21 protein-coding genes and 1 tRNA gene are annotated in these 25,126 nt (G+C 61.8%); 12 read left to right on the top strand and 10 right to left on the bottom strand.

Annotated features, from left to right (window positions below):
• Positions 1–8: 8 nt before the first annotated feature.
• Complete coding sequence (gene rpmH / locus NVV77_RS18130) at positions 9–143, bottom strand: 50S ribosomal protein L34 (protein ID WP_035077916.1); 135 nt, start codon at positions 141–143, stop codon at positions 9–11.
• A 229-nt stretch (positions 144–372) separates the two neighbouring features.
• Between rpmH and NVV77_RS18125 the strand changes: the two genes are divergently transcribed.
• From NVV77_RS18125 to NVV77_RS18115, 3 genes are all read left to right on the top strand, one after another.
• On the top strand, positions 373–1,761 hold the full coding sequence (locus tag NVV77_RS18125; protein WP_295415350.1) for an FAD-dependent oxidoreductase: 1,389 nt from the start codon (positions 373–375) through the stop codon (positions 1,759–1,761).
• 48 nt (positions 1,762–1,809) lie between these two features.
• Entirely contained in the window at positions 1,810–3,237 is a 1,428-nt protein-coding gene (locus tag NVV77_RS18120) for a HAMP domain-containing sensor histidine kinase (RefSeq protein WP_295415349.1), read from the top strand.
• A 122-nt stretch (positions 3,238–3,359) separates the two neighbouring features.
• Positions 3,360–3,436: transfer RNA gene (locus tag NVV77_RS18115), tRNA-Arg, on the top strand.
• A gap of 90 nt (positions 3,437–3,526) precedes the next feature.
• Here NVV77_RS18115 and NVV77_RS18110 read toward each other — a convergent pair.
• From NVV77_RS18110 to NVV77_RS18080, 7 genes are all read right to left on the bottom strand, one after another.
• On the bottom strand, positions 3,527–4,150 hold the full coding sequence (locus tag NVV77_RS18110) for an NAD(P)H-dependent oxidoreductase (protein ID WP_295415348.1): 624 nt from the start codon (positions 4,148–4,150) through the stop codon (positions 3,527–3,529).
• A 253-nt stretch (positions 4,151–4,403) separates the two neighbouring features.
• The gene (locus tag NVV77_RS18105) at positions 4,404–5,420 is read right to left on the bottom strand and encodes an ABC transporter substrate-binding protein (RefSeq protein WP_295415347.1); all 1,017 of its coding nucleotides are present in this window, start codon (positions 5,418–5,420) and stop codon (positions 4,404–4,406) included.
• Positions 5,421–5,467: 47 nt separating this feature from the next.
• Positions 5,468–6,367 carry an ABC transporter permease gene (locus NVV77_RS18100; RefSeq protein ID WP_295415346.1) on the bottom strand — a complete coding sequence of 300 codons (900 nt, stop codon included), beginning with the start codon at positions 6,365–6,367 and terminating at the stop codon, positions 5,468–5,470.
• Between the two features lie 154 nt (positions 6,368–6,521).
• Positions 6,522–8,873, bottom strand: coding sequence for a membrane-bound PQQ-dependent dehydrogenase, glucose/quinate/shikimate family (locus NVV77_RS18095; protein ID WP_295415345.1), 2,352 nt, complete (start codon positions 8,871–8,873; stop codon positions 6,522–6,524).
• Positions 8,874–9,220: 347 nt separating this feature from the next.
• Positions 9,221–9,844, bottom strand: coding sequence for a TetR/AcrR family transcriptional regulator (locus NVV77_RS18090; protein WP_295415344.1), 624 nt, complete (start codon positions 9,842–9,844; stop codon positions 9,221–9,223).
• Between the two features lie 167 nt (positions 9,845–10,011).
• Positions 10,012–14,127, bottom strand: coding sequence for a phosphotransferase (locus tag NVV77_RS18085; RefSeq protein WP_295415343.1), 4,116 nt, complete (start codon positions 14,125–14,127; stop codon positions 10,012–10,014).
• Positions 14,124–14,993: a glycoside hydrolase family 16 protein gene (locus NVV77_RS18080; RefSeq protein WP_295415342.1), complete on the bottom strand. Its 870-nt coding sequence runs from the start codon at positions 14,991–14,993 to the stop codon at positions 14,124–14,126. The genes NVV77_RS18085 and NVV77_RS18080 overlap by 4 nt, the downstream gene beginning before the upstream one ends.
• A gap of 181 nt (positions 14,994–15,174) precedes the next feature.
• Here NVV77_RS18080 and NVV77_RS18075 point away from each other — a divergent pair, with 181 nt between their 5' ends.
• From NVV77_RS18075 to NVV77_RS18040, 8 genes are all read left to right on the top strand, one after another.
• Positions 15,175–16,035, top strand: coding sequence for a GNAT family N-acetyltransferase (locus NVV77_RS18075; RefSeq protein ID WP_295415341.1), 861 nt, complete (start codon positions 15,175–15,177; stop codon positions 16,033–16,035).
• Positions 16,020–16,283 (top strand): hypothetical protein, encoded by a 264-nt coding sequence (locus NVV77_RS18070; RefSeq protein ID WP_295415340.1) that lies wholly within the window; start codon positions 16,020–16,022, stop codon positions 16,281–16,283. The genes NVV77_RS18075 and NVV77_RS18070 overlap by 16 nt, the downstream gene beginning before the upstream one ends.
• Before the next feature lies 1 nt (position 16,284).
• Positions 16,285–17,295 carry a hypothetical protein gene (locus NVV77_RS18065; protein ID WP_295415339.1) on the top strand — a complete coding sequence of 337 codons (1,011 nt, stop codon included), beginning with the start codon at positions 16,285–16,287 and terminating at the stop codon, positions 17,293–17,295.
• A 171-nt stretch (positions 17,296–17,466) separates the two neighbouring features.
• A complete protein-coding gene (locus tag NVV77_RS18060) occupies positions 17,467–18,345 on the top strand; it encodes a glycosyltransferase family 2 protein (protein ID WP_295415338.1) in 879 nt (292 codons plus the stop codon).
• 9 nt (positions 18,346–18,354) lie between these two features.
• The gene (locus NVV77_RS18055) at positions 18,355–19,260 is read left to right on the top strand and encodes a glycosyltransferase family 2 protein (RefSeq protein WP_295415337.1); all 906 of its coding nucleotides are present in this window, start codon (positions 18,355–18,357) and stop codon (positions 19,258–19,260) included.
• Positions 19,257–20,552, top strand: coding sequence for a glycosyltransferase family 2 protein (locus tag NVV77_RS18050; protein WP_295415336.1), 1,296 nt, complete (start codon positions 19,257–19,259; stop codon positions 20,550–20,552). The genes NVV77_RS18055 and NVV77_RS18050 overlap by 4 nt, the downstream gene beginning before the upstream one ends.
• Positions 20,549–21,358: a polysaccharide deacetylase family protein gene (locus tag NVV77_RS18045; RefSeq protein WP_295415335.1), complete on the top strand. Its 810-nt coding sequence runs from the start codon at positions 20,549–20,551 to the stop codon at positions 21,356–21,358. The genes NVV77_RS18050 and NVV77_RS18045 overlap by 4 nt, the downstream gene beginning before the upstream one ends.
• A 21-nt stretch (positions 21,359–21,379) precedes the next feature.
• Complete coding sequence (locus NVV77_RS18040) at positions 21,380–21,775, top strand: hypothetical protein (protein ID WP_295415334.1); 396 nt, start codon at positions 21,380–21,382, stop codon at positions 21,773–21,775.
• A gap of 149 nt (positions 21,776–21,924) precedes the next feature.
• Here the strand turns inward: NVV77_RS18040 and NVV77_RS18035 are convergent, their stop codons facing one another.
• A complete protein-coding gene (locus NVV77_RS18035; RefSeq protein ID WP_295415333.1) occupies positions 21,925–23,226 on the bottom strand; it encodes an MFS transporter in 1,302 nt (433 codons plus the stop codon).
• A gap of 70 nt (positions 23,227–23,296) precedes the next feature.
• The gene (locus NVV77_RS18030) at positions 23,297–23,956 is read right to left on the bottom strand and encodes a DJ-1/PfpI family protein (protein ID WP_295415332.1); all 660 of its coding nucleotides are present in this window, start codon (positions 23,954–23,956) and stop codon (positions 23,297–23,299) included.
• Positions 23,957–24,008: 52 nt separating this feature from the next.
• Here NVV77_RS18030 and NVV77_RS18025 point away from each other — a divergent pair, with 52 nt between their 5' ends.
• Positions 24,009–25,013 (top strand): GlxA family transcriptional regulator, encoded by a 1,005-nt coding sequence (locus tag NVV77_RS18025; protein ID WP_295415331.1) that lies wholly within the window; start codon positions 24,009–24,011, stop codon positions 25,011–25,013.
• Positions 25,014–25,126 lie beyond the last annotated feature (113 nt).

Below are 25,126 nucleotides of genomic sequence, written 5' to 3'. Positions count from 1 at the left end.
CAACAGCCTTAGGCCGAGAGCTTCTTGCGGCCGTCGCGACGACGACGGTTCAGAATCGCACGACCGTCCTTGGTGGCCATACGGGCGCGGAAACCGTGACGACGAGCACGCACGAGCTTGCTGGGCTGATAAGTACGCTTCATGACTTTCAACCGCGCTTAAGCACGGTTCCTCTATATCTGGCGCATATGCGCATAAACTTGTCCGGCCGACGGGCAGGGCGCGCCAGCTTTGTTCGTGGCGTCTATAGGGAAAAGCATAGGCCAAGTCAACGCGCGATGGGCCCAAACCTTGTGCTTTCCAGCCTGTTGTCAGGCTCCTTATATGACCGCATAAGTGGGCCATTGTTTAGCCCGCCGCGGAATCTGGCTCGTGTCCACATCTCCTGACCTTTGCATAATCGGTGCCGGGACGCTCGGTGTCGATCTGGCCCTCTATGCGCGGCGTCTTGGCGCCAGCGTTGTTCTTGCCGATAGGGACCGGCCGGAGCAGGGCGATGCTGCGCAGCAGGCGCTGCGCATGGCTTCGCTCGTGCAAAGCGCCAAGCGGGCTCAGGACATGCGGCGCGCGCCGGAATTGGGCGTGGGTGCTTCCGAATTCAAGCTTTCTGCCAAGCAGGTGGCCGAGCGCGCGACGCGGCTGGTCGAGAATCGCATCCGGGCGACCTCGCCCGAGATTCTTACCGCGCAGGGCGTCACGGTGATGCGGGGCTCGGTCAGTTTCGTCGATGGGCGATCGGTGCTTGTGGGTGATATCACCATCAAGCCGGGCAAGATCGTTATCGCGATCGGCGGAGCGCCTGCCATTCCCGATATTCCGGGGCTTGGCGATATTGACGTCTTCACGCTGGATTCGATCCTCGAAAACCAGCGCAAGCTCACGCACCTCGTCGTAATCGGTTCGGACGTCGCCGCGGTCGAGCAGGCTCAACTACAGCGCCGGTTTGGCGCGGCAGTGACGCTTGTGCCGCATGGGCCGTTTTTGTCCGACTTCGATCCCGAAGCGGTTTCGTTACTGCTGGCGGCATTTGTCGATGAAGGCATATCGGTTCGGACGGGCGCGCGCGTCGTAGCGATCAACAAGCGCTCGCAGGGGATCGGCATCGAGATCGAGGCCGAAGGCGGCGTTCGCGAAATGCTCGATGCCTCCCATGTGCTGGTATCGGCGGGCCGGAAGATTGACCTCGACGAACTCGATATCGCCAAGGCGCGGTTGAGACCGGGCGCCAATTCGTCCCGGACCATTCGGCCCGTCGGCATTGTTGCTGGCCAGGAAGGCTGGAGTGCAGCGCGTGCGCATGGGCGCGCCGTAGTCGACGCCCTGCTGGGCCGGCGTCGGGCCAATGCGGATTTCCCTGTTCCGCGCCTGGTCGAAACCGAACCTGGCATCGCCCAGATCGGGCTGCTCACGCCGCGGGCCGACAAGGCTCGCGCCGGAGACACGATCCTGCGGGAAAACATGACGGAAAACGATCGCGCGGCGGCCATGGGCAATGACCGCGGTCTCGTCAAGCTGACGCTCGACGGCAAGGGCCAGATCCAGCGCGCCTGCGTGGTCGATCCCTTTGCGGCTGAATTGGCCGGAACTCTGGCTCTGGCCATGAGCCGCAAGATCGGGCTTGCCGACCTGGCCGATCTACCGCTGCCGCGTCCCAGTCTTTTCGAGGTTTTTTCGCGTCTTGGAGAGAACTATCTCGCCGCCCGAAACGTATCGACTAAAGGGCAGGGCGGTCGGACGCTGCGGCGTTGGCTGGGGCTTTAGGCCGAGGGGCTGACGCCCGGGCCTGTCATCTCCTATGATCGAGTCGCGATGACAGACGAATCCAATGTCACACCGGGCCGGTTTTCCGGTCTTTCGAACAAGCTGATCGCCGCCATCATCGCGGTGATTCTGCTCGTCGAAGTCATCGTCTATCTGCCGTCGCTAGCCACCTTTCGCGCCTCCTGGCTCGATGACCGGCTGCGTGTCGGCATCGTGGCGGCGCGGGTGCTCGATGCCGTGCCTGACGTCATGGCCTTGCCGCGCAGCCTGACAGACCGCCTGCTGACCTCCGCCGGCGCCTACGCGATCGTCTATCGTCGCGCGGGCCAAAGCCAGCTCATCGAGCTTGCCGAGCCGGTGACGCCGGAAAGTGTCGTTACCGCCGACATGCGCCAGCGTGACTTGCCGAGCCTGATCATCGGCGCGCTTGATACGCTCTTTGCGGGGCCGGGGCGAACCCTGCGCATCGTGGGTGAGGGCGACCTCGACGAGAGCCTTGTTGAAATCCTCATGTCCGAGCAGCCGCTACGCCGCGACATGATCAACTACTCTCGAAATATCGTCCTGGCTTCGCTTGGCATTGCCGCGGTTACGGCTTTTGCCCTCTATATGCTGGTGAGCCGGCTCTTCATCCTGCCGGTGCAAAGGCTCACCACCAATATCCTCAAATTCCGCAAGGCGCCTGAGAACGCCACGCTGATTCTAGCGCCGACGCAGCGCGCCGACGAGATCGGAACGCTTGAGCGCGAGCTTTCGGCCATGGAAAGCGAGCTGTTCGCCATGCTGCGCCAGCAGCGGCATCTGGCCGATCTCGGGCTTGCGGTCGCCAAAATCAATCATGACCTGAGAAACACGCTGACCTCGGCGCAATTGCTCTCCGACCAGGTGGCGACGCTCGATGACCCAAAAGTGCAGCGCCTGGCGCCACGCCTCGTGACGACGCTCGACCGGGCCATCGGCTTTGCCCAATCCGTGCTCGACTATGGGCGCGAGGCCGCCAGCGTACCGCAGCCCACGCCGGTCAGCCTCAAGTCACTCGTCGAGGATGCCGCTTTTGAAGCCCATATCGCGGGCCATCCGACGATCACCTTTTCGAGCGCGGTACCCGATGATCTCGTCGTCTTTGTCGATGCGGGGCAAATGACGCGCGTTTTTGTCAATCTGCTCAAGAATGCCCGCGAAGCGCTGGAGGCAAGCCAGAAGCCAGGCGAATATCGCATCGATGTGGTCGCAGATGCGGAGGACGCCGTTGCGACCGTCAGCGTGAGCGACAATGGCCCAGGCTTGCCGCCGCGTGCGCGGGAGAATCTTTTCGTTGCTTTTGAAGGGTCTGCCCGAGCCGGCGGTACGGGTCTTGGGCTCGCCATTGCCCGCGAATTGACCGAGGCCAATGGCGGCACGCTGCAACATGTGGATATGGACGAGCCGGGCACGCGCTTTGTGCTGACGTTGCCGAAAGATATTCACAGCCTTTGAGTGCAAACGCAAAAAGCTTTTGTCACACGCTTGCAATGCGCGGAACACCGCTATATGGGTTGCCTCGCTTCGGAAGAGCGAGCCGCTCAACACCGAATGCCCGCCGCGTTTTAGCGGTATGCGCGCCCGTAGCTCAGCTGGATAGAGCACCAGACTACGAATCTGGGGGTCAGGAGTTCGAATCTCTTCGGGCGCGCCATTCCATCTCATTGATGGTGCTAACAATCTGAGTTTGCTGGACTTTTACCTGCCGAGGTTGCGATCTCGGCGGTGGTCATCTGCAATATCACTATGCTGGGCTCGGACGTTCCGTTTGTGCGGCCACCCGATGGACGTCGCTCGCCATCGCTTCGGCTTGTTGCAACCATGCGGCCCTTTGATCGGGAGAACTGGTCGCCACGACGCCGAACAGGGCACGGCTGACCTCTTGGACGCCGCAAAAGTCCAAGATGCAGCGGCGCCAGATCCGGTCAAGTGGGTCGCCAAAATGGTTCTGCTCTCGTTCCAGAACGGTGTTGCCGGTGTTAAGCACAAGTGCAGCGCGCATTTTCAGCAGCCCGATCGACTCGTCTCCTTGGTCAGCACCTTTGGCAAAGGTGTAAGCCGCTTCTGGCGCAAAGACGCGATCAATCCAGCCCTTCATCATCGCGGGTGGTGCGCCCCAGCAATTGGGGTGCACGACTGCTAGAAGGTCGCTTTCGCGCAGCTGGGCGATATGTGCTTGTACAAGGGGATCAAACGAGGGAACCCCTCGCGCCTCTTCGGCCGTTAGAAGGGGCTGGAACTGCTCCAGATAGAGATCATGGAAAGTCACGTCACATCCAAAGGAAGTCCATGTCCTTCGCACAGCGTCCGCCAGGGCGTGGTTGAAGCTATCCGGAGAGGGGTGGGAGACAACGACGAGTGCTTTCATAGCTAGGTCCCGCTGCTGGTCGTCGGCCGCGCCTGTGGGTTCCGAACAGCGGACTGAAACTGGGCGCTAACGACGGCTGCTCGGCCGGTTGCGCTTTGCCCAGTGCCGTTGGGTGCGGTCAATCAGAGGTGTTGCCATGTCCCACCTTGGATGAAAGCTGCCAGGTCTGCAATCCACCCCCTTCTCGACACCGATTTCCGTCGCCTCGGATGACTCGCGGACAAGCCGCGAAGGAGGGGGCACGTTCCAAGGACTAACGCGTCACGGTATCGCCGAGGTCTGACGTGCCGATCTTTCTGAGTACGGCGTCCATCGGCTCAAACTTCATCCAGAAACGAACGGGTGTCGTCGTTTCTCCGCCCAACGAGCCGCTGTCCTGATACCAATTGGCAGTATAGCTGGTCTCGTGTGCCTGAAGCCCCCCATTGACGCTCCAGCTGCGGGCATAGAGCCCTGAGAGCTCAGTCAGCGTGGCTGTATCCACATCTGGGCGCGCGCGTTTCATGGCTTCCGCCCAAAGGTTCGGCTTTGCCGCGAAGTCGCGCGAAGCCAGCGTCAGGGCTTCAAGCACGGCCTCCAGTTCCGTACCGCGCTTGGTCAATAGCTCCCTAGGCACAACGTTGACCTTGGTTACGATCGGTGTGGCTCTGTAGAAAGCATCTACGTCCACCAGGACATTTAGGTCCGTGCGTTCTGGCATGGACAGGAATACGCCAATGGACATGGTTGTCGCGTCAACACGGCCCTGCTGCAGTGCCTGGGCGCGAACGGCCGGGTCGCCGAGAGGCACATAGGTCATGTCCTCAATCTTGGTGCCCTGACTGGCCAGCACCATGCGCGATAGGCTGTAGTCGAGGCTGTTCTCGCGACCCACGCCAAATGTGCCAGTGCTGAGGCTCTCAAAGGTTGTCCCACCGCGTGCCGCGATGATGTAGGGGATGGCTTTGTCGGTCGAGCCGATGGCTACCAGGCTGGTGTCGCCGCGAATGTGAAGTCCGAGAAGCGCTTCGGTGGAAATATTGGCCATCTCGCCGCTGCCGGTCAAAAGTGCCGTGACGGCCATCGGGGTCTGCGCCGCTGGCACCAGTTCCACATCGACCCCCGCGCGCTCGAAATAGCCCTCGCTTTCGGCCAGATAGAGCACCGAGTTGGGCACCAGCGGCACCTCGGTTGACGTCACGATGATCCGGAAGGGATCGGCACTTGCCGGCGCAATGGTCAGCGCGGCAGAGGCGGCGGCGATTGCCGCTATGGCGAATTTCTTGATCATCACTCAGGGATCTCCAATGAAGGGAAGCTCTTGGGGCGTGACAGGGGCTATGGGACAGCGAAGCGCTGCTCTAGCCGCCTCAACGCAGCTGCCGTCGTGCTGCCGATGATCACGGTAGTCAGCACGGCGACGAAGTAACGTGGCATGTTGAACGACGCGCCGTATCCGACGATGAGCCCGCCCAATCCGGTCATGGCCGTATATATTTCCGCAACTATGCAAGCGGTCAGCGCCTGCGCCGCGCCAAGTCGCAGGCCGGCGATCATCTGCGGCAGGATGAGCGGCCAGACGACCAGCAACTGCGCCTGCAGCTTGCTGGCGCCGAGGCCCATGGCGGCCTCTTCGGCGCCTTGGTCTACGCCTTCAAATGCTGCCTGTGCCGTCGTCGCGATAACGATCACCGCCGCCAGCATCACCAGGATGACTTTTGCGGTGCCGCCTAGTCCCAGCAGCGCAACGAGCAGCGGGATGAAGGCGATCAGAGGGATATTGCCCAGAAAGTCGAGCACTACCTTCATGACCCGGCCAAACAGCCCCGATAGCCCCATAAGTCCGGCGAGGGTCCAGCCGACCAGGACAGCAAGACCCAGGCCGGAATAGTAGTTCTGGATGGTATTAGCCACGGCATTGATATAGCCGCCGCGATAATCCCGCAGCATGCCGAGCAGTGCCTCGAGGGTTTCGCCAATCGAGGGAATGATGGCTTTTGGGAACTGTGAGGCGATCCATTCCCAACCCAGCACCAGAGCGGTAGCCAGCCCCAGCACGATCCAACTTTCGCACCTCACGCCTTTGAGCCAGATGACTGCTTCCTTGAGATCCTCCCTGGCATGGGAGCGATCAGCAGTTGTGGCGCCGCCGGACTGTTCCTGCGCGTCTTGGGCCGAAGCTCGAGCGATGGTTGTCCCTGCTGTTTGGGGACCAGGCTTGTTGCCTTCACGGGTCAAGTCAAACGTTCCTTGCGCCTTCGAAGTGCTGGGTTGCCGCTCGGAGGCTCTTCGTTCGTTGGCGTAGCGGCCAAAGCGGCCGCTACGCTGTTTGCTTGTGATGTCATGCCTCTCCCGCATCGGCGAATGTGGAGAGGCCAATGGTTCGCTGGACCTATTCCTGGGGCAGGGCGTAGGCGATGACGTAGTCACCCTTCTCGGGGTTCTCACGCGCACCGCCGGCAACCACGACCACGAATTGGCGACCGCTTTCCGGCGACAGATAGCTCATGGGCGCTGCCTGCGAGCCTACGGGAAGGCGGGATTTCCAGACTTCCTCACCGGTCGTGGTGTCCCAGGCGCGCAGATAGTAGTCCAGCGTACCGGCATAGAAGGCCAGGCCGGATGCGGTGGTCACAGCCGTCGATAGTGAAGGCATGCCGATCGGCACGGGCACATTGACGCGGAAGCCACCGAGGAACACGTCCTGCGCGGTGCCCAAGGGGCGCTGCCACGCGATTTCCTGCGTTTCAAGGTCGACACCCGAAATAGTGCCGAACGGTGGCTCCTGACAGGGAATGCCCAGGGGCGAGTTGAACAGGCCTACGACCGCAGCATAGGGAGCGCCTTCCTGCGGGTTGAGGTTGGTCCCATGGCCCGCCGGAGTGTCGTGGCCCTGGACATCTTCCTGCTTGACCAGATAGCCGACGTGGCCATTGCGCATCTCGTTGACCAGCATGATGTTGCGGTCTTCGTCGATCGCTACGCCGCCCCAGTTCATGCCGCCCCAGAAGCCCGGCCACATCAGCGTTGGCTGGCCCTCGACGAAGGGGGTGTACTTGCCTTCGTAGCGCAGCTTCTTGAATTCCAGACGGCAGATCAGCTGGTCGTAGAAGGTGAACCCCCACATGTCCTTTTCTTCTAGGACCTGCGGGCTGAGATAGGGCATGCCGACCGAGAAAGGCTGGGTGGGAGACAGGCGCGCGGCCGAAGTGGCGTCCTGCGGCACGGCTCGTTCCTCGACCTCTGTGATGGGCTGGCCAGTCCGGCGATCGAGAACAAAGGTTTCGGCCGTCTTGGTCACCTGGATCAGGGCAGGAATGGTTCCGCCATTGCCATCCGGGAAATCCACCAAAGTAGGCGCGGCAGCATTGTCGTAGTCCCACAGGTCGTGGTGGACCATCTGATAGACCCAGGCCTTGCGCCCGGTCTTGACGTTAAGCGCGACCACGGCCGTCGAATGCTGGTCGGCCGCATCAGAGCGATGTTCGCCCCAGAAGTCGGACGACTGGTTGCCTGTCGGCAGATAGACCAGTCCCAGTTCCGGATCGTAGGTGCCAGTCCCCCAGAAGTTGGGCGTAGACCGCGTATAAGTTTCACCCGGCGGGGGCAGCTTGGTGGTGGCCTCGTTGCCCATATCCCAGGCCCACACGAGTTCGCCCGTGGCGGCGTCGAAGGCTCGCACGACCCCAGAAGGCTCATCGATGGCGCGATTGTCGAAAACCCATCCGCCAACGATCACGTGACCATCGGCAACAAGCGGTTGCGAGGTCAGCCAGTACCAGGTCGCCCGAACCTCGCCCATGCCATTGGTCAAGTCGACGATACCGTTATCGCCAAAACCAAGGCAGGGTTCGCCCGTCTGGGCATCGAGGGCAATCAAGCGCGCATCGACGGTGGTAGTGATGATGCGTGCACCGCAGGTTTGGTCGCCCATCGGCGTGATGCCGGCTGTGCCGGTTTGCGATGGAGCAGGCGTTTCGGCCGGGTCGAAATAGGACACACCGCGGCAACGATCCCAGACATTGGAGAAGCGTGCCTGCGGGTCGTAGCTCCAGCGCTCTTCGCCCGTCTCGGCATTGAGCGCGAAGACGCGGTTGTGCGGGGTGCACATGTAGAGCGTGTCGCCGATCTGCGTCGGGATCGCCTGATACTCAGACCCAGGATTGTTGCTCTCGCCGGTCTGGAACGTCCAGGCAACTTCGAGCGAAGACACGTTATCGAGAGTGATTTGGTCAAGCGGCGCATAGTGCGTCGACGACGCGGTGCGCCCGTAATGCGTCCAGCGATTGTCAGGGCTGGCGGGATCGGTGACGACGTTTGTTGCCTCGGCATTCTGTAGGCGTTCCGAGGGGTTGGTGACGACGCCCTGGGGGACGAACATGGCGGCAATACCTGCGCCGGAAACGACGGCCAGAGCGAGTGCAGCGCCGTAGCCCCATAGACGACGTGCTGGCGAAAGCGTCGCATAGATCAGGGCCATGATGATGCCCATGACCAGGAATGGAGCCAATCGTGGCACCAGCGGCCAGAACTCGCCATCAGCTTCCCAGAGCGACCAGAGCACGGTGCAGAGGAATATTGCGGCAAAGAGCGCAACGCTGCGAACGTCACGCAGGGCGATCAGGCCAGCGACGGCGACGAGCGCAAAGCCGGTGAGCAGATAGTACCAGGAGCCGCCGAGTGTGGCGAGCTGGACGCCCCCTATCGCGAGCGGCAGAGCAGCAATGAATAGCGCGATAGCCAATGCAAGATATGGCCACCTGAGGAATTGGATTTTGGACATAAAATTTCCGAGAGAAGGGCTTGGACAATAGAAAGCCCTGCACCCTTTCAGTTGTCATCTGAAAGCGAGCCTTGGCGTTCCGTTCTATACTGTTGATACGTTCGGGTGCTTTTGGGAGTGGTGTCTATGACGTCCCAAACGCGCAACTGCGCCAACCAATATGATCGGCGGTTACGAGAATCGTCATCGAAAACTCCTCCAAGTTGTCGTTGAACTTGGAGAGCTTAATAGCGCCACAATGTCGTCAAATTCAACAAAAAAGCACTAACGAGTGCCTTTTTTGTTATTTCTACCCGTTCAGGGCTGCTTTAGCCCATAGGCGCCCACGAACATCGCCCAGTTGCGGGCGAACAAATCCGCCTGATCCACAGTCGTACCCACGTGCTCGAGTCCCAACAAAGAGTGCAAAAAGGCCTCACCGATGGTGGCATGATAGAGTTGGCTAGCCAGGGGGCGGCCGGTCCGGGAACGATATAGCCGTCCGCCTGGGCTTGCTGCAGGGCGCCTGCAAGTACCGATTGTAGGTCCTGTTCGGTCTGGAAGAACTGTCTGCCAACAGCCGGAAATTGCTGCACGGCGCCGATGCAGGCGCGGTAGAGGTCGGTACTGTCGGGCTCGAGCGCTAACTCGAACAACGCATGGCAGGCCTGTCGCAAGGCATGGAGGGAATTGGACGCAGAGGTGTCGATCGATGCGACCCTAGCCAGGACGATTTTGCGGTCGAAGGCCAGCGCTGCCGCGAACAGCGCCTCCTTGTCGGGAAATCGGCGGTAGATTGTATGTTTGGAACATTCAAGCGCTTTGGCCAGCCCTGCGATGGTTGTGGCCTCATAGCCATAGAGCCGGAAATGCGTCAGAGCCAAGACGATGATTTCGTCGCCCAATTCGGTGGCGCGCTGCTTACTTGGCCGCCCCTTGTCTTTCGGTGGCATCTCGATTCCCTTGGCTTGCTGCGGGTCCTCTTCTAGGCACTGCGCTTCGCTGGCGCTACCACGACGATCTGCAAAGGGTGCTTCATCCCGCACTGGCCAAGAGCTGACGGCGGGGCGCGCACCCTAGCCTGATGAAAACGGCAGCCGGTTGGTCCTCCACCGTCGCTTCAGTCGGTGTTGAGGGTTAGCACTGTTGCGTCTTCGTTTCTGAAGGCGATGGTGAGGTCGGGCGAGGCGATGAGTGTGCGCTCGATATCGTCCAGCGCGCCTTGGGGCAGCAGGCCCATATTGTCGAACATGGCCTTCTGGCTGCGGGTGATGATCACATAGCCGCCCGCGGGCGTGTTGCGGAGCCAACGTACCACCAATTGGTCTGGCGCGGTCAGCAGTTCGGTTTCGATTTCCGGCAGTTCCTCGGAGAGGGGTACATAGGAGAAGTTCTCGTAATTGCGGAATTGCGAGGGGTAGCTGCGCGAACCCTCGATGAGCAGTTGGCCCGGACGCGAATTGCCATAGAGGAAATCGGCTGCCTCCACCTCGGCCGGTGAGAAGCGGTATTGTGCGTCCTTGCCATTATTGGCGAGGACAAAGGCCGGTACCAACATGGTAAGGGCGAGGCCCAGCGCCAGCAGATGCCAGATGCCTTTGCCGTCTTGCCGGGGCACGAAGGGGGCGGCTGCGAAAAAGGCGAGGAAAGGCATGGCAAAGAGATAGAGCCGGAACACGACCTCTCCGCCATAGGGAGTGGCAAAGAGCACCGGCATGGGCGCGGCGAGCAGGGTCAGCGCGGTAACGTCGCGATGCCCGCGCAGGAAGCGCAGGATGATGCCCAGCATCGCGGCAAGGCCGAGCACGCCGCTGAGGCCGCGTGAGGCCAGCGATACCAGGCGCTGGTCCGCGCTGATGACTTCGGTATTGGCGAGGCGCCCCAGCGTCTCCTCGCTGACGCGACCGAAGCCAGCGACAAGATCGGCCAGTTCCGGCGCGATGAAGGGCTCGGCGAGGTAGAATAGCCAGAGCAACTCGGCCACGAGCGCGAAGAGGAAGTAGCCAAAGTTGAGCCTCCGCACCAATGCCAGGAGGAACAGACCGCTCAGCAGGAAAAGCGGGGTGATCTGATGGGTGGCGACGATGGCGACGATCAGGGCAAGCGCGAGGAGGGTAAAGCCGGCCTGGGCCGCGGCGTGGTGTCGGCGTTCGGCTATGGAGCCGGGCGCGAGCGGGCCAGTGAGCAAAGCGAGCACGCAGAGGTAAAGGAAGAACGTGGTGCCCTGGGGCGAGAAATAGTCCTGGCCCACCCAGTTGCCGGCCAGGAACAGCGCGGTGGCAGTCCAGATCGTCCGCCAGTCCTGCGTGAAATTGCGCAACAGCACCGGCACGATCAGGACGAAGCCCAGGTTCAGCGCGGTGGGGAAAAAGCGAGCGAGATTGGCAATACCCAGCGGATCGAGCTGTAGCCAACTCGCGATCCCTGCAGATGCAAGGAAAAAGCCCGGCCAGTTGTGATAGGCTGAGAGATAGCGCGCCATGGGATCGAGGCTGTGATGGCGCATGATGTAATCGATGACGCCGATATGCTTCCAGGCCCATGAATAGCGCAGTGTTTCATAGCTGATCGCCGGGGTGGCATGGAGCAACAGGACCAAGGCCACGAGGAACAGAAAGGGCAGAGGCGTTCGCAGCGTCGATGGCATCAGGCTCAGGCAGAAGCCGCCAATGATGGCGGCATAGGCCAGATAGATGCCCGGCGGCAGGATGTTGGCGAGCCCGAGCCCGCCCAGCGCGGAAGCATCGATATAGGACAGGCTGGAGACCCAGGAGAGCAGCCCGACCGCCAGAAGCATGGTAGGGAGCAGCAGTGTTTCGCCGCGATCCTCGGCAATGGGGCGGAACGGGGTGAAAGACTCCCACCGCCTGGCGTCGCTGCGGGCCTTCGGCGTTGCAGTCATGGCCCGGAGCACGAGGCGGATATTGGCGAGGCCCCAATAGCTGCCGGTGTCATAGCGTGTGGACTTGCCTAGATTGGCATCGACATGGTGTAGCCAGACGAGCAGGACCAAGGCGCGCAGGGCGTTGGTGTCGTGCAGCCAGGGAGCGGGTTCGGCACCGGCCATCCAGTGGCGTTCGGCCGCGGTCCATTGGGGATCGCGTAGCAGATCGAGAACCACCTGGCCAAGTTGGCGGTCGCTGGAGGCAGCGCGCAGCGTCATAGCCATGGTGCAGATATCAAAGCCCTGCGGGCCGTCCAGACGGAAGCTGCCCCAGTCGACAACGCCGGAAGGGCGCAGTGTGCCGTCGGTCGTGTCGTGGTCGAGCAGCAGGTTGTCGGGGCAGAAATCGCCGTGGACGGGGCCACGGCGCGTGATCGTGCCGGTCCAATACCGGCGCAGTTCAGCGGCTAGGCCGGCTATGCCCTTGCTGTCGCCGGTTGCTGCGGCCAGTCGGGCCAGCGGCGCCTCGATCCACTCATCGACCCAACTCGTGGGAGCAAAGTTCGGCGGCGTGGTGGACTGGAGGGCCGACATGGTCCGTGCGATGGCGCCGAGGGCGGGGATAAGTTGTTCGGATGGCCTGACGAAGGCGCGAGCGTCCCGGCCGGGCAATTTCGACATGAGAAGGGTGCTATCTTCGTCCCCGGTCTCGAAATGGAGAGGAGCGGGAAGAAAACCCTCCAGCATCTCGGACAGCTTGCTGTCACCATGCAGCCGCAGCAGCGCTTCATATTCGCATAGCAAAGCCTCGCGACCTTCGGGGCTCGAAGCCTGCTTGAGGATCACCGCCATCGGTGTCGGCGCCGCGCTTTCCAGGGTTTGCGTCGTTGCATCGCTGAGGGAAGCGGGGCCGATATTGCTGATGGTCCAGGTGCGACCGGCCATCTCGAAGCTGGCCTTTGGCGCGGGGGACGAGTTTGGCGACAAACGCTTCAACGGCAATTGCCGGGCGAGGCGCAGCGCGGCCGAGGCGAGATCGGCCAGCGTGTCGAAGAGCCCGACGGGCCCATGGCGGATGATGGACAGGATGAGGACAAGAAGGGTCGCGACGGATTGAGCGCCGAACCAACCCCAGGCCATGCCAATAGGACCCAGGGCGATTGTTAGTGGCACGCCGATTGCGATCAAGGCGATGAGCGTTGTCACCTGCAAAAGGGCGATCTGGCGGACCTGCTCTTCCGCCCTGCAAATGGCGAGATAGGCGGTGACCAGCGAGCCCGGAATGCTGGCGAGTGCAAGGACGCGCAGGATATTGGCGCCGCTTTCGACATAGTCGGACCCGAAGATCAGCATGACATAGGGCGCGAAGACCAGCAGGAAGGCGACGCCACCGCAGACCGGCACCAGGGTCAGTACCAGCGTTTCCGCATAGATTGCCCGGCGGCGATGCGCGTTGGCCGCCAGTTCCGCCAGCATGGCTGCTCCTACATGGCGAGACACCAGATAGAGCATGTAGCTGATCGACCAGGCGAGATAATAGGGCGCGACATCGGCGGCGCCCGAAAGCGATGCGAGCAGGATTGGGGCGATACCGAGGGAAATGCTCGTTGCCAGCGCGCCGACATAGTCCCAGCCGAAGAAGTTGGCGATCTGGCGCAGACTGATAGCCTTGTCCGGCGCGTTTGCAGCTGGGGCGGCCTCGAGGCGCAGCATCATGACATGGGTTACAAGGCCGATGGCCGCGGCCGGTAGAACCCAAGCAATGAGAATGGCGCTGCCGGTGGGCAGTATGCCGACGATGGCGACGAGGCAGGCGATCTTGGCCAGCGAATAGGTGAGGCTTTGGAGTGGTACATAACTTGCCAACCGCCTGGCGGTCAGTGCCGCCTCCTGCAGGGAATAGAGTGTCCAGACCACGAGGGCGGCGACGAACCCGGCTGATGCCAGCGGCGATGCTGCGAGGAACGATAGATCGGGCGCAATGGCGGCGACCAATATGGCGAAGCCTGTTCCGAGCACGAGCGCCACAAGGGCGGCTAAGGCATAGGAGCGGTAGATAAGACCGGGGGCATGACTCCCTGCCTCAGGCACATAGCGATGCAGCAGATTGCGCAAGTTGAGCTGGGAGGCGTGGCTCAGGGTTGACAGCGCCGAGATGAGGGCGGCGCCGATGCCCAGTTGCATCGGTGTCAGCAGCCGCGCAGCCAGGGCCCAGAACACCATGCCGAGTCCGGATGCAATGAGTGTGCCCAGAATGAGTGCGAAACCGCTGCGGGCGATCGCGGAAATGCCCTGCGGTCTGTTGGTCCTGGCGCCGCTCATGTCTGCCGATGTCGAGAGCTCGGCCGTCACGGTTCCTGCCTCTGCCAGATCCGCACGTGGTCGATCTCGAAGCGTGCAGGGAACTGGGTCTCCGCATCCGGCGCTCCGGGCCAGTCACCGCCGACCGCCAGGTTGATGATAAGATACATAGCCTCATCGGAGATAATTCCGGGCTCATCGATCCGCCACATCTCGCGCCCGTCGAGGTACCAGACGATAGCCTCGGGGCTCCAGTCGACGGCATAGTCGTGCCAGTCGGCGGATAGGTCGGCGACCTTGCGGTCCTCGCCCTGCGATTCATTCTGGCCGTTCGTCTGATAGTGATAGTGCATTTCGAGCACGTCTGGGGCGTGGCCGAGCATCTCCATGATGTCAATTTCGGGCCGCGAGACGTGGTCGGAGGGCAGGAGCCAGATGGCCGGCCACAAGCCTTGTCCTCTGGGCAGGCGGGCTCGCACCTCTACATAGCCATAGGTGAAGGAGAAACGGTCTTCCCGCTCGCCTTCAGCGTCTGTCCGACCGGTAGCGATGAGACCCGATGTATAGGGGAAAGCACCTTCGCTGGTATCAACCGGCTCTTCACGCGCTTCCAGCGTCACGCTGCCATTGCCGGGCACGACATTGCCGCGCCGATACCATTGCAGCTCGTTATTGCCCAGATTTGTGCAGCCGCCTCTGTCCCACCAATAGCAACTGGTCCAGCGGCTGCCATCGAGTTCGGCGGCATCGAACTGATCTTCGAAGACCAGTTTCCAGGTAGCGTCTGTCGAGGGATGGGGCGAGTGCGTGGGTAGAACGCGTTGGCCGAGCCAGCTGGCGCCGCCCAGAATGGCCAAGACGACGAGCACGAGCGCAATGGGACGTATCAGGCGCCCATGGGGCGACCTTCCGGCCATTGTCGGTGTGTCCTGCATCGGCAAAATACCATGTCCTGGTGGACGTCATCCATTTGGTAGCGCCCCATTTCCCGTGATGACAGCGCATTCGCCGATTTACCTTAACTGAACTCATGCGTTTACAAGCGCGCCCACATGCCGGATTCACGGCAGGGTAGCTTCAAGCTCGCGGAGGCCGTGCATGAATGTCGACGCCGCACCGTCCTATTTGCAAGCAGCGCCACTCCGCACCACGTCGGCGAGCGCGTGCCGCATCACGTCCGTGACGACGCCGGCACCGCGCGATGTCTGGGAGAGGCTGATCGAGGCCGATCCCGATGCGCTGCCCTACCAGTCGCCCGAATGGACCGATAGCGCTTGCGCTACGGGGCGTTTCGTTGATGCCAGCCGTCTTTATGAGACGGCAGATGGGCAGCAATTCGTGCTGCCCCTGATCGCCCGGGCCGGCCTGCCAACCTGGTTGGCCATTGCCGGGTCCATGCCCTCCAGCTGGGGCATTGGCGGCCCGATCGGTTCGACCGAATTAACCGGCGCTATCGTTGCTGCCATTCTGGAAGATCTGCGCAGCGCGGGCTTTCTAGCCGTGCATGTCCGGCCCAATCCGCTGCATGCCGCGGCTTGGCAATCGGCGCACACTGGGATTGCTATCCCGAGGCGGGCCCATGTGCTCGATCTCGAAGGGGGCTTTGACAAAGTTTGGGAGCAGCGGTTTACCGGCAGGATCCGCCGGGTCATCCGCAAGGCGGAAACTATGGTCGATGTGGAATTCGACACCACGGGGAAGCTGCTGCCGCAATTCTATGCCCTGCTCGAAAAGTCGTGGTTGCGCTGGGCGAGTGCCCAGCACGAACCGAAGGCTCTTGCTCTTTGGCGTGCTCGGCGGCGCGATCCTTATGAGCGGTTTGAGAAGCTGGCTGCGACGATGGGGGCAAACTGGCAGGTTGGACTGGCTTCCATAGACGGAAAACCTGTTGCCTCGATCATCGTGTTGCGGGGGGGCGCAATACCAACTATAGCCGCGGCGCCATGGATGCTGACCTGATCGGAAATTCGGGCGCCAGCGACCTGCTGCAAAAACTTGCCATCGAGCAATCGGCCAAAGCCGGGCACCGCTATTATCACATGGGCGAAACGGGCAATTCTTCGTCCCTGAGCCAGTTCAAGGAGAAGTTCGGCGCGGTTCCGCATGACTATGCCGAATATCGCATCGAGCGCCTGCCGCTCACCGCAGTGGACAAATTGGCCCGCAACGCGGTCAAGCGCCTGATCGGTTTCAAGGACGGTAGCTGACATGCCCGTCGGCAGGCGTCTGGTCGCAGGTCTTGTCGCCGCATGCTGGCTTGCTTCAGCCACGCTTGGTTACGGTCAAGGCGCAGTGCTCGCTGATCCGACTCCGCGAAGCATTGCCAGCGTGCTGGAAGCCGCGACCAATCTGCCGCAGATACTTGCCCAGAATAGCGACTTGCGGGGCGAGGCCCTGCAGGAGGCGGTTGAAACCGAGCGGTTGCGCCTTGTGGGTATTCTGAGAAATGACGGCTACCTCGCCGCGGAGGTTGCGCTCGAATGGCCGGACTTTTCGGTGGCCGACGCCTCGAGCTTGAAGGTGCGGGTGAATCCAGGGCCGCGCTACACGCTCGGCGCTATCGATGTGACCGCAACGCCTGAACTTGCGCCCACTGTGATGGATGAGGTGTTGGCGACCGCTGCGACCTCGGTGGGTGACAATGCCGGCGCTGCGGCCGTCGAATCGCTTTCGGGGCGTCTGACCTGGGCACTCGGTCGACACGGCTATCCCTTTGCGCGGATGGCCGATATGGATGTGCGGCCCGAGCCTGGAGAGCAGGTGGCGAAGGTCGCGATTCGAGTTGAGCAGGGCGATCTTGCCCGCTTTATGTCGGCGGATTTTTCGCGCGTCGATCCAGCGCTCCATAGTCGGATTGCGCCACTCATTCCCTTTGCCGAAGGCGATCTTTATTCCGTCGACGCATTGGCCCTGTTGCGTCAGCAAATGGCGGGGCTGGCGGGGGTCGATAGCGCCAGGGTGGACGTATTGCCTGAGGGCAGCGGCGGTTTCAGCCTCGCTGTGCGCGCCAAGCGAACCCATGAAATGCTGCCCAATACGCTGCAAGCCAATCTTGGCTTTTGGTTGCTGGTTGCCTCCCTTGGGGCTCTCGCTATCCGCCAGGCTAGCGTTTCCGCCGGTGCAGGCCGGCCGGTCGTGCGTGGTCTATCAGTGGTCTCGGGTGGGCTACTAACCGTCGCGGTGGGTCTACTCGCGCTGCGCGTGTTTTCCCTGATCTGACAGATATTTCCTAGAAAAATCACGGGACTAGATGGCGTCGGATTTCTGGCGCCGTGCGGATTTACCATTCGGGTAAACCATCGGAGCGTTAACGGTTTGCTAACGCTGGAAAACGGCGGCAAGACAGAGGCGATTTTCGAATGAACACATTCTGATGACCGGATGATGACAATGGAACAGCTTGCTTCAAATGCTGCTTTTTTGACGGGACGGGTTGGGGATGCCGAACCGAAGTCGCGGACGATCGGGGCCTATCGCCGTCGTCGCGAAGATCGTCGTCCTGGTCTAGCCTCGTCGTCCCGGCCCAAGGTGAGCGTCGTCGTTCCGGCGATGAACGAAGAGCTGAACCTGCCGCATGTGCTGCCGCGCATTCCCGCCTGGGTTGACGAGATCATTCTGGTCGATGGCAATTCCAAGGACCGCACCATTGCCGTAGCCCGGGAACTCGTGCCTGGCATCATCGTGGTCGGGCAGGATCGCAAGGGCAAGGGCGCGGCCCTGCGGGCAGGCTTTGAAGCGGCCAGCGGCGACATCATCGTCATGATCGATGCCGATGGGTCCACCGACCCCGGCGAGATCCCGGCCTTTGTGGGAGCGTTGCTTTCCGGCGCCGATTTCGTCAAAGGCTCGCGCTTCCTCCAGGGCGGCGGCACCCGCGACATGGAATGGTATCGCAAGTTTGGCAATTGGGGGCTGCTGACGCTGGTGCGCTGCATCTTTGGCGGCCGTTTCTCCGACCTCTGCTATGGCTATGCGGCCTTCTGGCGCGATGTGCTGCCCATCCTCCATATGGAAAAGACTGACGGCTTCGAGGTGGAAACCGGCATGAATGTGCGGGCATTGCGGGCGCAACTGCGCGTCAACGAAGTGGCCAGCATCGAGCACCTGCGCATTCACGGCACCAGCAATCTGCGCACCATCCCGGATGGCTGGCGCGTGCTGAAGCAGATCGTCAAGCTCGCCGTCGAACCGTCCCCCAAGCGCCACCCACAGCGCCGGAGCACCGACCGGCAGGATGCAACGCTTCCCGCTGCCGCTCCTCAACTCTGAGGCCTGTAAATGTCGCCCGCCGGGACCATCTCCGTCATTGTCTGCACCCATGATACCAAGCGATTTGGCCGGCTCCGGCAGGCCATCGACTCGGTGGTGGCGCAGAGCGTTGCTGCCCATGAAATCATTCTCGTGGTCGACGGCAATGACGCTGTGCAGAATGCCGCTTCGGAGGCTTTCCCGGCAGCCAGGGTGATGCCGAACGCGCGCATCAAGGGGCTTTCAGGCGCACGCAATACCGGACTGCTGGCGGCCACGGGGGACATTGTTGCTTTTCTCGACGATGACGCCATTGCTGACGTGGATTGGCTCGCTGCCATTCAAGGCCAGTTCGCTTCGCCCTTTACCATGGGTGTTGGCGGTCCGATCACGCCATCCTGGCCGGGCGAGCGTCCGCGCTGGATGCCGCGTGAATTCGACTGGGTCGTGGGCTGTTCCTATGAGGGGCAGGCGACCAAGGCCGGAACGGTGCGGAACCTGATCGGCTGCAATATGGCGTTTCGCCGTTCTGCCCTGATCATGGCCGGCCTCTTCGACGAGGGACTGGGCCGTATCGGCGCCAATGCCGCGGGTGCTGAAGAGACTGAACTGTGCCTCCGCGCCGGCGCCATGTTCCCCATGGCCGGGTTGGTCATGGATGACAAGGCCGCGGTTCGGCATCAGATCGAAGAGCATCGCAAGGCGTTCCGCTATTTCGCGCGGCGTTGCATCGCTGAGGGCAAGTCCAAGGCGCTGATGACGCACCGCCACCCCTCGCGCTCGGGCCTTTCGAGCGAGCGGCATCACCTGCTGACCGTGATTCCACGACGCATTCTCGGCCATCTGGCCAATGGTTTTGCGCGTCCGGGGCAGGGGGCTTTGCCCGTGCTGCGGCCAGCGCCATCGGTACGGCCCTGGTGGCTGGCAGTTTTATGATCGGACGCATCGCCGTTCGCGGCCAGCCGCGCGCCGAAACCGCCTTTGCGCCGTTCAAGGTGGTGGAGGTAGATGTGGGTAAGCCGCTTCTGCCGATCGCGGCAAATGGCACTGCCGATGGAAAACTCTATGCCGCCGCGCATCTGGTTATCCGTGACGGGGCCAGTCTTCTGGGTGTTACGCAGGTGCCGCTCTATGGCGAAGAGCTCACCCGAGCGCAGCTCGCGCCCGTTCTGGCCGCCTATCCGCGTCTTCAGCCCGAGACTTTTGACCTTGCCTTGCCACGGGCACGCGTCGTCGTGGCCACCCGCGACCGTAAGGACTCTTTGGCGCGGTGTCTCGCCTCGCTGCTGAAGCAGGACCATCCCGATTTTGAGGTCGTGGTCGTCGACAATGCGCCGTCCAATGACGAGACGATGGCCATGGTGCAGCAGGTCTATGCCCCCACTGGCAAGGTGTTCTATCTGCGCGAGGAGTGCCCTGGCCTCTCCAACGCTCACAATCGCGGTCTCGATGGGCTGACGGCTGAAATCGTTGCCTTCACTGACGATGATGTCATTGCCGATCGCCATTGGCTCAGCAGCCTCGTCCGCCCGTTTGCGGAGAGCGCCGAAATCGGCTGCGTCACGGGCGGTATCGTTCCGGCAGAGCTGGAAACGCGGGCGCAATATTGGACCGAACTGCATGGTGGCTTCCTCAAGAGCGCCAAGGTCCAGGTTTTCGACCTCGAGGCCAATCGGCCTGATAATCCCCTCTTTCCCTATGCTGCCGGCATGTTCGGCTCGGGCGCCAATATGGCGTTCCGTCGCTCGGCCCTTATGGCCATGGGCGGGTTCGAGCCAGCGTTGGGCGCGGGCACGATCGCGCGTGGCGGCGACGATCTGGCAGCCTTCGCCGATGTGGTGGTGGCTGGTGGGCGCCTGGTCTACAATCCGCACGCGCTGGTTTGGCACTTCCATCGCCGCGGTGAGGATGGCATGGCGCGCCAGGCTTTTGGCTACGGCGTCGGTCTCGGCGCGTATCTCACGCGGCTGATCGCCCGGCAACCAGGCTTGGTCTGGCATTTCCTTGCCAAGGCACCTGCGGGGCTCGCTCACGTCTTCGGCCGTAAGTCGGCCAAGAATGCGCGCTTGCCCGGCGACTATCCCTCCAGCTTCATCTGGCGCGAGCGCTTCGGCGTTCTTGCCGGCATTCCCGCTTATTTTCGCAGCCGCAAGGACTTTGCGCGGGCCCAACGACACGACGCCGCGGGGCGTGCAGGGCAAGCCGGCCTGGAAGAGCAATTGAGATGAGCGCTACCGTCCCGATACTTATGTATCACAGCGTCGATGATAGTTGTGATCCGGCCTATCGGCGCTGGATCGTGTCTCCCGAGCGCTTTGCCGAGCATCTCTCGGTTCTACGTGATCGGGGCTATGAGCCTCTCACCATCGCGAATCTGGTCCGTCGTCAGCAAGCAGGCAGTCTGCCGGAAAATGCCATTGCCATTACGTTCGATGATGGCCTTGCCGATTTCGGCCGTCATGCCCTGCCCATCCTGGAGCGTTTTGGATTTGCCTCAACGCTTTTTGTCACCACTGGCTATGTCGGCGAGTCCGCCCGCTGGCTAGCTGATCTGGGTGAAGGCGACCGCCCCATGATGACTTGGGACGAGATCGCCGCGCTGCCGCAGCGCAATGTTGAAGTGGGCGCCCATACGCATTCGCATCCACAGCTTGACCTATTGGCCGAGGCCGATGCCCGCCGCGAGATTGAGCACGGCAAGGCCCTGCTGGAGGCACATATCGGCAGGCGGGTGGAGTCCTTTGCCTATCCGCACGGCTATTCCACCCCGATGGTGCGGCGCCTTGTGGCGCGCGCGGGCTTTTCGGCTGCCTGCCGGGTTGCCGACGGGCTGAGCCGGCGCGGTGAATCCCCCTTTGCGCTTTCGCGCCTCATCGTCACGGGGGAATGGACCGCCAGCCAGATGGAAGACTTGCTCGATGGGCGTTTTGCGCCGGTTGCCCCAGCGCCAGACCGCGCGGCCATGCAGGCTTGGCGGCTTTATCGGCGTCTGCGTTCGGCCTTTGCCGGCAGCCGGCCAACGGTCGCCTTTTAGTAGCGGAGCGAGGGAACAGCCATGATGAAGTCGTCTGTCGTCGTCGCTACTGCCGTTATGATCGGCTTCGTTTCGGTGCTTATCTATAGGGTTGGCGCTTCAGGTGTGGCGAGCCGAACACAGGTGCTGGTCCCTGTAGAGGCCATCGACGCATCTTCGGACAATACGCCTCCGGTCAAAGTCGAATTCATCGTCTCGCAATGCGGCATTGCCGAGCCGGAGGGCTTGCCGCCGTCCTCGCTACCGGAAGTATTCAACCTTCCAAAGGTGGAAGAGTCGGCGCGTTTGAGTGTGGCTTCGGCCGAGATCATTGTCCCGAAGGTATCGCGAGGCGCCGAATTCGTGCCTGAGGACAAGCCTGCTGCAAGCCTGGATAGCCGGGCCAAGGGAAGTCCATCTTTCGTCTTCATCCAATAATCCCGTTCGGATGAAATGGCGCGGCGGCCTTCGGATTTGGATGGTCGCGAGCAAGGCGTCGATCGCGAGTCAGCTCAAATAGGGCGAAATATCTAGATCGATCCTCCCGGGCTAGTTTTGGACGAAGTCGGGGTCCTGCCTCCTGAGCCTCAACGGCTGACAAGGGCGCTTGCTGGGCTAACCGCTTCGGGCATGATGCGGAGACGCGCTGGCGCTGATGAGAGGATGATGAACAGCTGCAAGCAAAAGCACAGGGCGGATGCGGCCAGACAAGCTTCCATGCCAGCAACGCTTGCAATTACGACGCCAAGCCCAGCCCCCAATGGCCGCGCCCCCGACGTCGCCAGGGTTAGCAGTGCAGACACCCGCCCCAGCATGGCGGAAGGCGTTACGACCTGGCGAAGGGACGTGGTGTTGATGGACCACAGGATTGGACCGAAGCCGAAGCAGAACATGGCGGCACCGATCAACAGCAGGCTGGGTGCCGCGACCGTCAATAAAACGAGCACCGAGCCGAGACACCCTCCCAATGGTCCGATCGCAATCAGTGTTCCCAGACTGAAAATGCGAGAGAGCGGTGCGGCAGCCAGTGCGCCGACAATCATGCCCACGCCATAGAAGCCAAACAGCAGGCCGACCATGCCCGGGTTTGATCCCAGGTGATCGATCAGAAAGACAACGAATACGGCCTGGAGTACGAACCAGCCAATGTTGAACAGCATCGCTGTCGCGGCAATCGGCAGGAGCAGATGGTGGTGCATAACGAACTGGCAGCCCTCCACCAGTTCAGGCCAGATGCGGCGCTTTGTCGGTGAGACCCTCTGGGGTTCGTGGAGCGGGCTCAAGAGCAGAATGGCAAGAATGGATGCGGCCATGGCCGCGGCAAAGGCCAATGGCGCTCCGGTCCATCCAACCAAGGCTCCGCCAAGGGGAGGGCCGGCAACGAAGGCGGCGCTGCGGGCCAGTTCCAGTCTGCGGTTCATTGGCGAAAGCTCGCCGGGCGCAACGAGCGAGGGGAGTAGTGCGGGACTGGCGATGCTGAAAGTCAGAGTGCCGATGGCGCCGACAAAACCCAGTATCGCCAGAAGCGGAACGCTCAAAACGTTTAGGGCGAGCGCGATGATGATCGCGAATGCGGTGGCTGCCCGCACCAGTTCGGACATGATCATCAAGTTCTTGCGCGAAGCACGATCGACCAGCACGCCGATCGGCAGAGCTAGAAGCAAGAATGGCAGGGTCTGGACCATATGCAAGATGCCGGTCTCTGCCACCCCGCCGCCAAGGACGACGACTACCACGAGCGGGCCTGCGGCAAGAGCAATCTGTTCGGAACTCTGAGCCGCAAGGGTAGACCAGACCAGGTTTGTCGAAGGTGAGCGCTTTTTCATGATGCTTTCGTCATGTGGAAGTTGCGGCAGGAGCTTTTGCAGAGGGAGGCCCAGTTCGGCCACCCGCTTTTGGCGAGCGTTCGCGTGAACGATGTACCGGCTATCCAGCGGGTGACCGAACGAGGATGCTTCCTCAGCTGAGCAACACCTCTCGCTCTCGTCGGGACGCGGCCATGCGGGCCCTGGCGGCATCAAGAATTGAACGCGGAGCCGTCGCCGGTGTGCCGGAGTTAAAGGGTGGCGCAGGAGCATATTCGAGCGAAAGCTGGATCGTTTGGGCCTCGTCGTTGCCCATCAACTCCGCCACGACCGCCAGGCCGAAGTCGATGCCTGCAGTCACGCCGCCAGCGGTGATGACGGACCCATCCTGGACGACGCGCTCCTCGACCGGAGTTGCGCCCAGGCGGGGCAGAAAATCCATCGAATTCCAGTGTGTGGTCGCGCGCCGCCCCGTCAGCAACCCGGCCCGTCCAAGGACTAGTGATCCGGTGCAGACGGCGGTCACAAAGCGGGCCGCTGCGGCCTTTTCGCGGACAAAGGAAAGCACCTCCTCGTCGTGCAGAAGTGCGTTGACGCCACGGCCGCCGGGTATGCACAGAACGTCGAAGGACGGGGCATCAGCAAATGTTGTGTCCGGCATGAGCACTAGTCCGGTCGCCGAGCGGATAGGCTTGAGATCCTTCCAGACGAGATGGACCGTCGCGTTCCTGGCGGAAGCGAACACCTCGTATGGGCCGGTCAGGTCGAGCTGCTGGACACCGGGAAAGCAAAGAATGCCGAAATGAAAAGTCATGGCGCGTTCCTCTATTGACGCCAGGACACTATCGCGAGACGAATTGGCCATAATGCCAACCATCGCTCATTTCATGCCAATCTTACCCACACTTGCCCATCGCGTAGAAATCCTCACCTTCCACAAGGGGCAGATTCTGGACGTGACCGGGCCCGCCCAGGTCTTTGCTACCGCCAACGACCTGACGCCGCCCGGAAAGCCCAAACCCTATGAGATAGCCCTTGTGTCGCTTGAGCCTGAGGTCGTGACCAGCTCGGGTATAGGTCTGAAAACGAACGATGCGCGAGCGTGCACTGGTACACTTGGGACCCTTATCGTTTCCGGCGGATATGGTGTGGATACGGCACGCCAGAATGGCGAACTGATCGACTGGATACGCCGACGCTCTCCGCTCGCAATGCGAACAGCCTCGGTATGCAGCGGCGCGATTCTCCTTGCTGAAACCGGCTTGCTGGATGGACGAAAGGCTGTGACGCACTGGCAGCGTTGTGCCGAGTTCAGAGTCCGTTACCCGGCGGTTTTGCTCGATCCGGACCCCATCTTCGTGCGGGACGGTGTGATTTGGACATCAGCCGGTGTCACCGCAGGAATCGACCTTGCCCTGGCAATGGTGGAGGCGGACCACGGTCAACCGCTGGCGCTGGCCGTAGCGCGCCAGCTTGTCGTTTTCCTCAAGCGCCCAGGCGGGCAGGGACAATTCAGCACTACGCTTGCCTTGCAGTCTGCCGATGAGACTTTTGAGGCACTGCACGGCTGGATCGCGGCACATCTCGACCGTGATTTGTCGCTGCAGGCGCTGGCCGACCAGGCCGGCATGAGCGTTCGCACGCTCTGCCGACGCTACCGGCAGGGGACAGGTCGTACCCCCGCCGAAGGTGTCCAGTTGATCAGGATGGAGAATGCTCGCAGATATCTGGAGGAAGGGGCGAGCGTTACGAGGACTGCCCTCCGTTGCGGCTTCGGTTCAACGGAGACCATGCGCCGAGCCTTTCTTCAGCATCTCGGCGTCGCACCACAGGCCTACCGAGACCGTTTTCACGGATCAAGTGCCGGATAAGGCGCGGCATCTGTCGTGGATTTGGAGCGGTCTTGGTCCAGCCACGAGCGTGAGGTCGAACAGAAAATTCGGACGCGAATGAAGCGACCCATTGACTCATGCGCTGGCGAATA

Source organism: Devosia sp., assembly GCF_024707125.1.
In the GTDB taxonomy this organism is placed as follows: Bacteria; Pseudomonadota; Alphaproteobacteria; order Rhizobiales; family Devosiaceae; genus Devosia.
The sequence above is the reverse complement of the archived record's forward strand: the minus strand, read 5'-3'. Positions and strand labels throughout refer to the sequence as shown.

Coding starts and splice junctions, on each gene's coding strand:
- NVV77_RS18120 (WP_295415349.1), top strand. CDS start 1,810: ATGACAGACGAATCCAATGTCACACCGGGCCGGTTTTCCGGTCTTTCG.
- rpmH (WP_035077916.1), bottom strand. CDS start 143: ATGAAGCGTACTTATCAGCCCAGCAAGCTCGTGCGTGCTCGTCGTCAC.
- NVV77_RS18080 (WP_295415342.1), bottom strand. CDS start 14,993: ATGGCCGGAAGGTCGCCCCATGGGCGCCTGATACGTCCCATTGCGCTC.
- NVV77_RS18065 (WP_295415339.1), top strand. CDS start 16,285: ATGCCCGTCGGCAGGCGTCTGGTCGCAGGTCTTGTCGCCGCATGCTGG.
- NVV77_RS18110 (WP_295415348.1), bottom strand. CDS start 4,150: ATGAAAGCACTCGTCGTTGTCTCCCACCCCTCTCCGGATAGCTTCAAC.
- NVV77_RS18070 (WP_295415340.1), top strand. CDS start 16,020: ATGGATGCTGACCTGATCGGAAATTCGGGCGCCAGCGACCTGCTGCAA.
- NVV77_RS18030 (WP_295415332.1), bottom strand. CDS start 23,956: ATGACTTTTCATTTCGGCATTCTTTGCTTTCCCGGTGTCCAGCAGCTC.
- NVV77_RS18075 (WP_295415341.1), top strand. CDS start 15,175: ATGAATGTCGACGCCGCACCGTCCTATTTGCAAGCAGCGCCACTCCGC.
- NVV77_RS18055 (WP_295415337.1), top strand. CDS start 18,355: ATGTCGCCCGCCGGGACCATCTCCGTCATTGTCTGCACCCATGATACC.
- NVV77_RS18105 (WP_295415347.1), bottom strand. CDS start 5,420: ATGATCAAGAAATTCGCCATAGCGGCAATCGCCGCCGCCTCTGCCGCG.
- NVV77_RS18050 (WP_295415336.1), top strand. CDS start 19,257: ATGATCGGACGCATCGCCGTTCGCGGCCAGCCGCGCGCCGAAACCGCC.
- NVV77_RS18025 (WP_295415331.1), top strand. CDS start 24,009: ATGCCAACCATCGCTCATTTCATGCCAATCTTACCCACACTTGCCCAT.
- NVV77_RS18060 (WP_295415338.1), top strand. CDS start 17,467: ATGGAACAGCTTGCTTCAAATGCTGCTTTTTTGACGGGACGGGTTGGG.
- NVV77_RS18090 (WP_295415344.1), bottom strand. CDS start 9,844: ATGCCACCGAAAGACAAGGGGCGGCCAAGTAAGCAGCGCGCCACCGAA.
- NVV77_RS18040 (WP_295415334.1), top strand. CDS start 21,380: ATGATGAAGTCGTCTGTCGTCGTCGCTACTGCCGTTATGATCGGCTTC.
- NVV77_RS18045 (WP_295415335.1), top strand. CDS start 20,549: ATGAGCGCTACCGTCCCGATACTTATGTATCACAGCGTCGATGATAGT.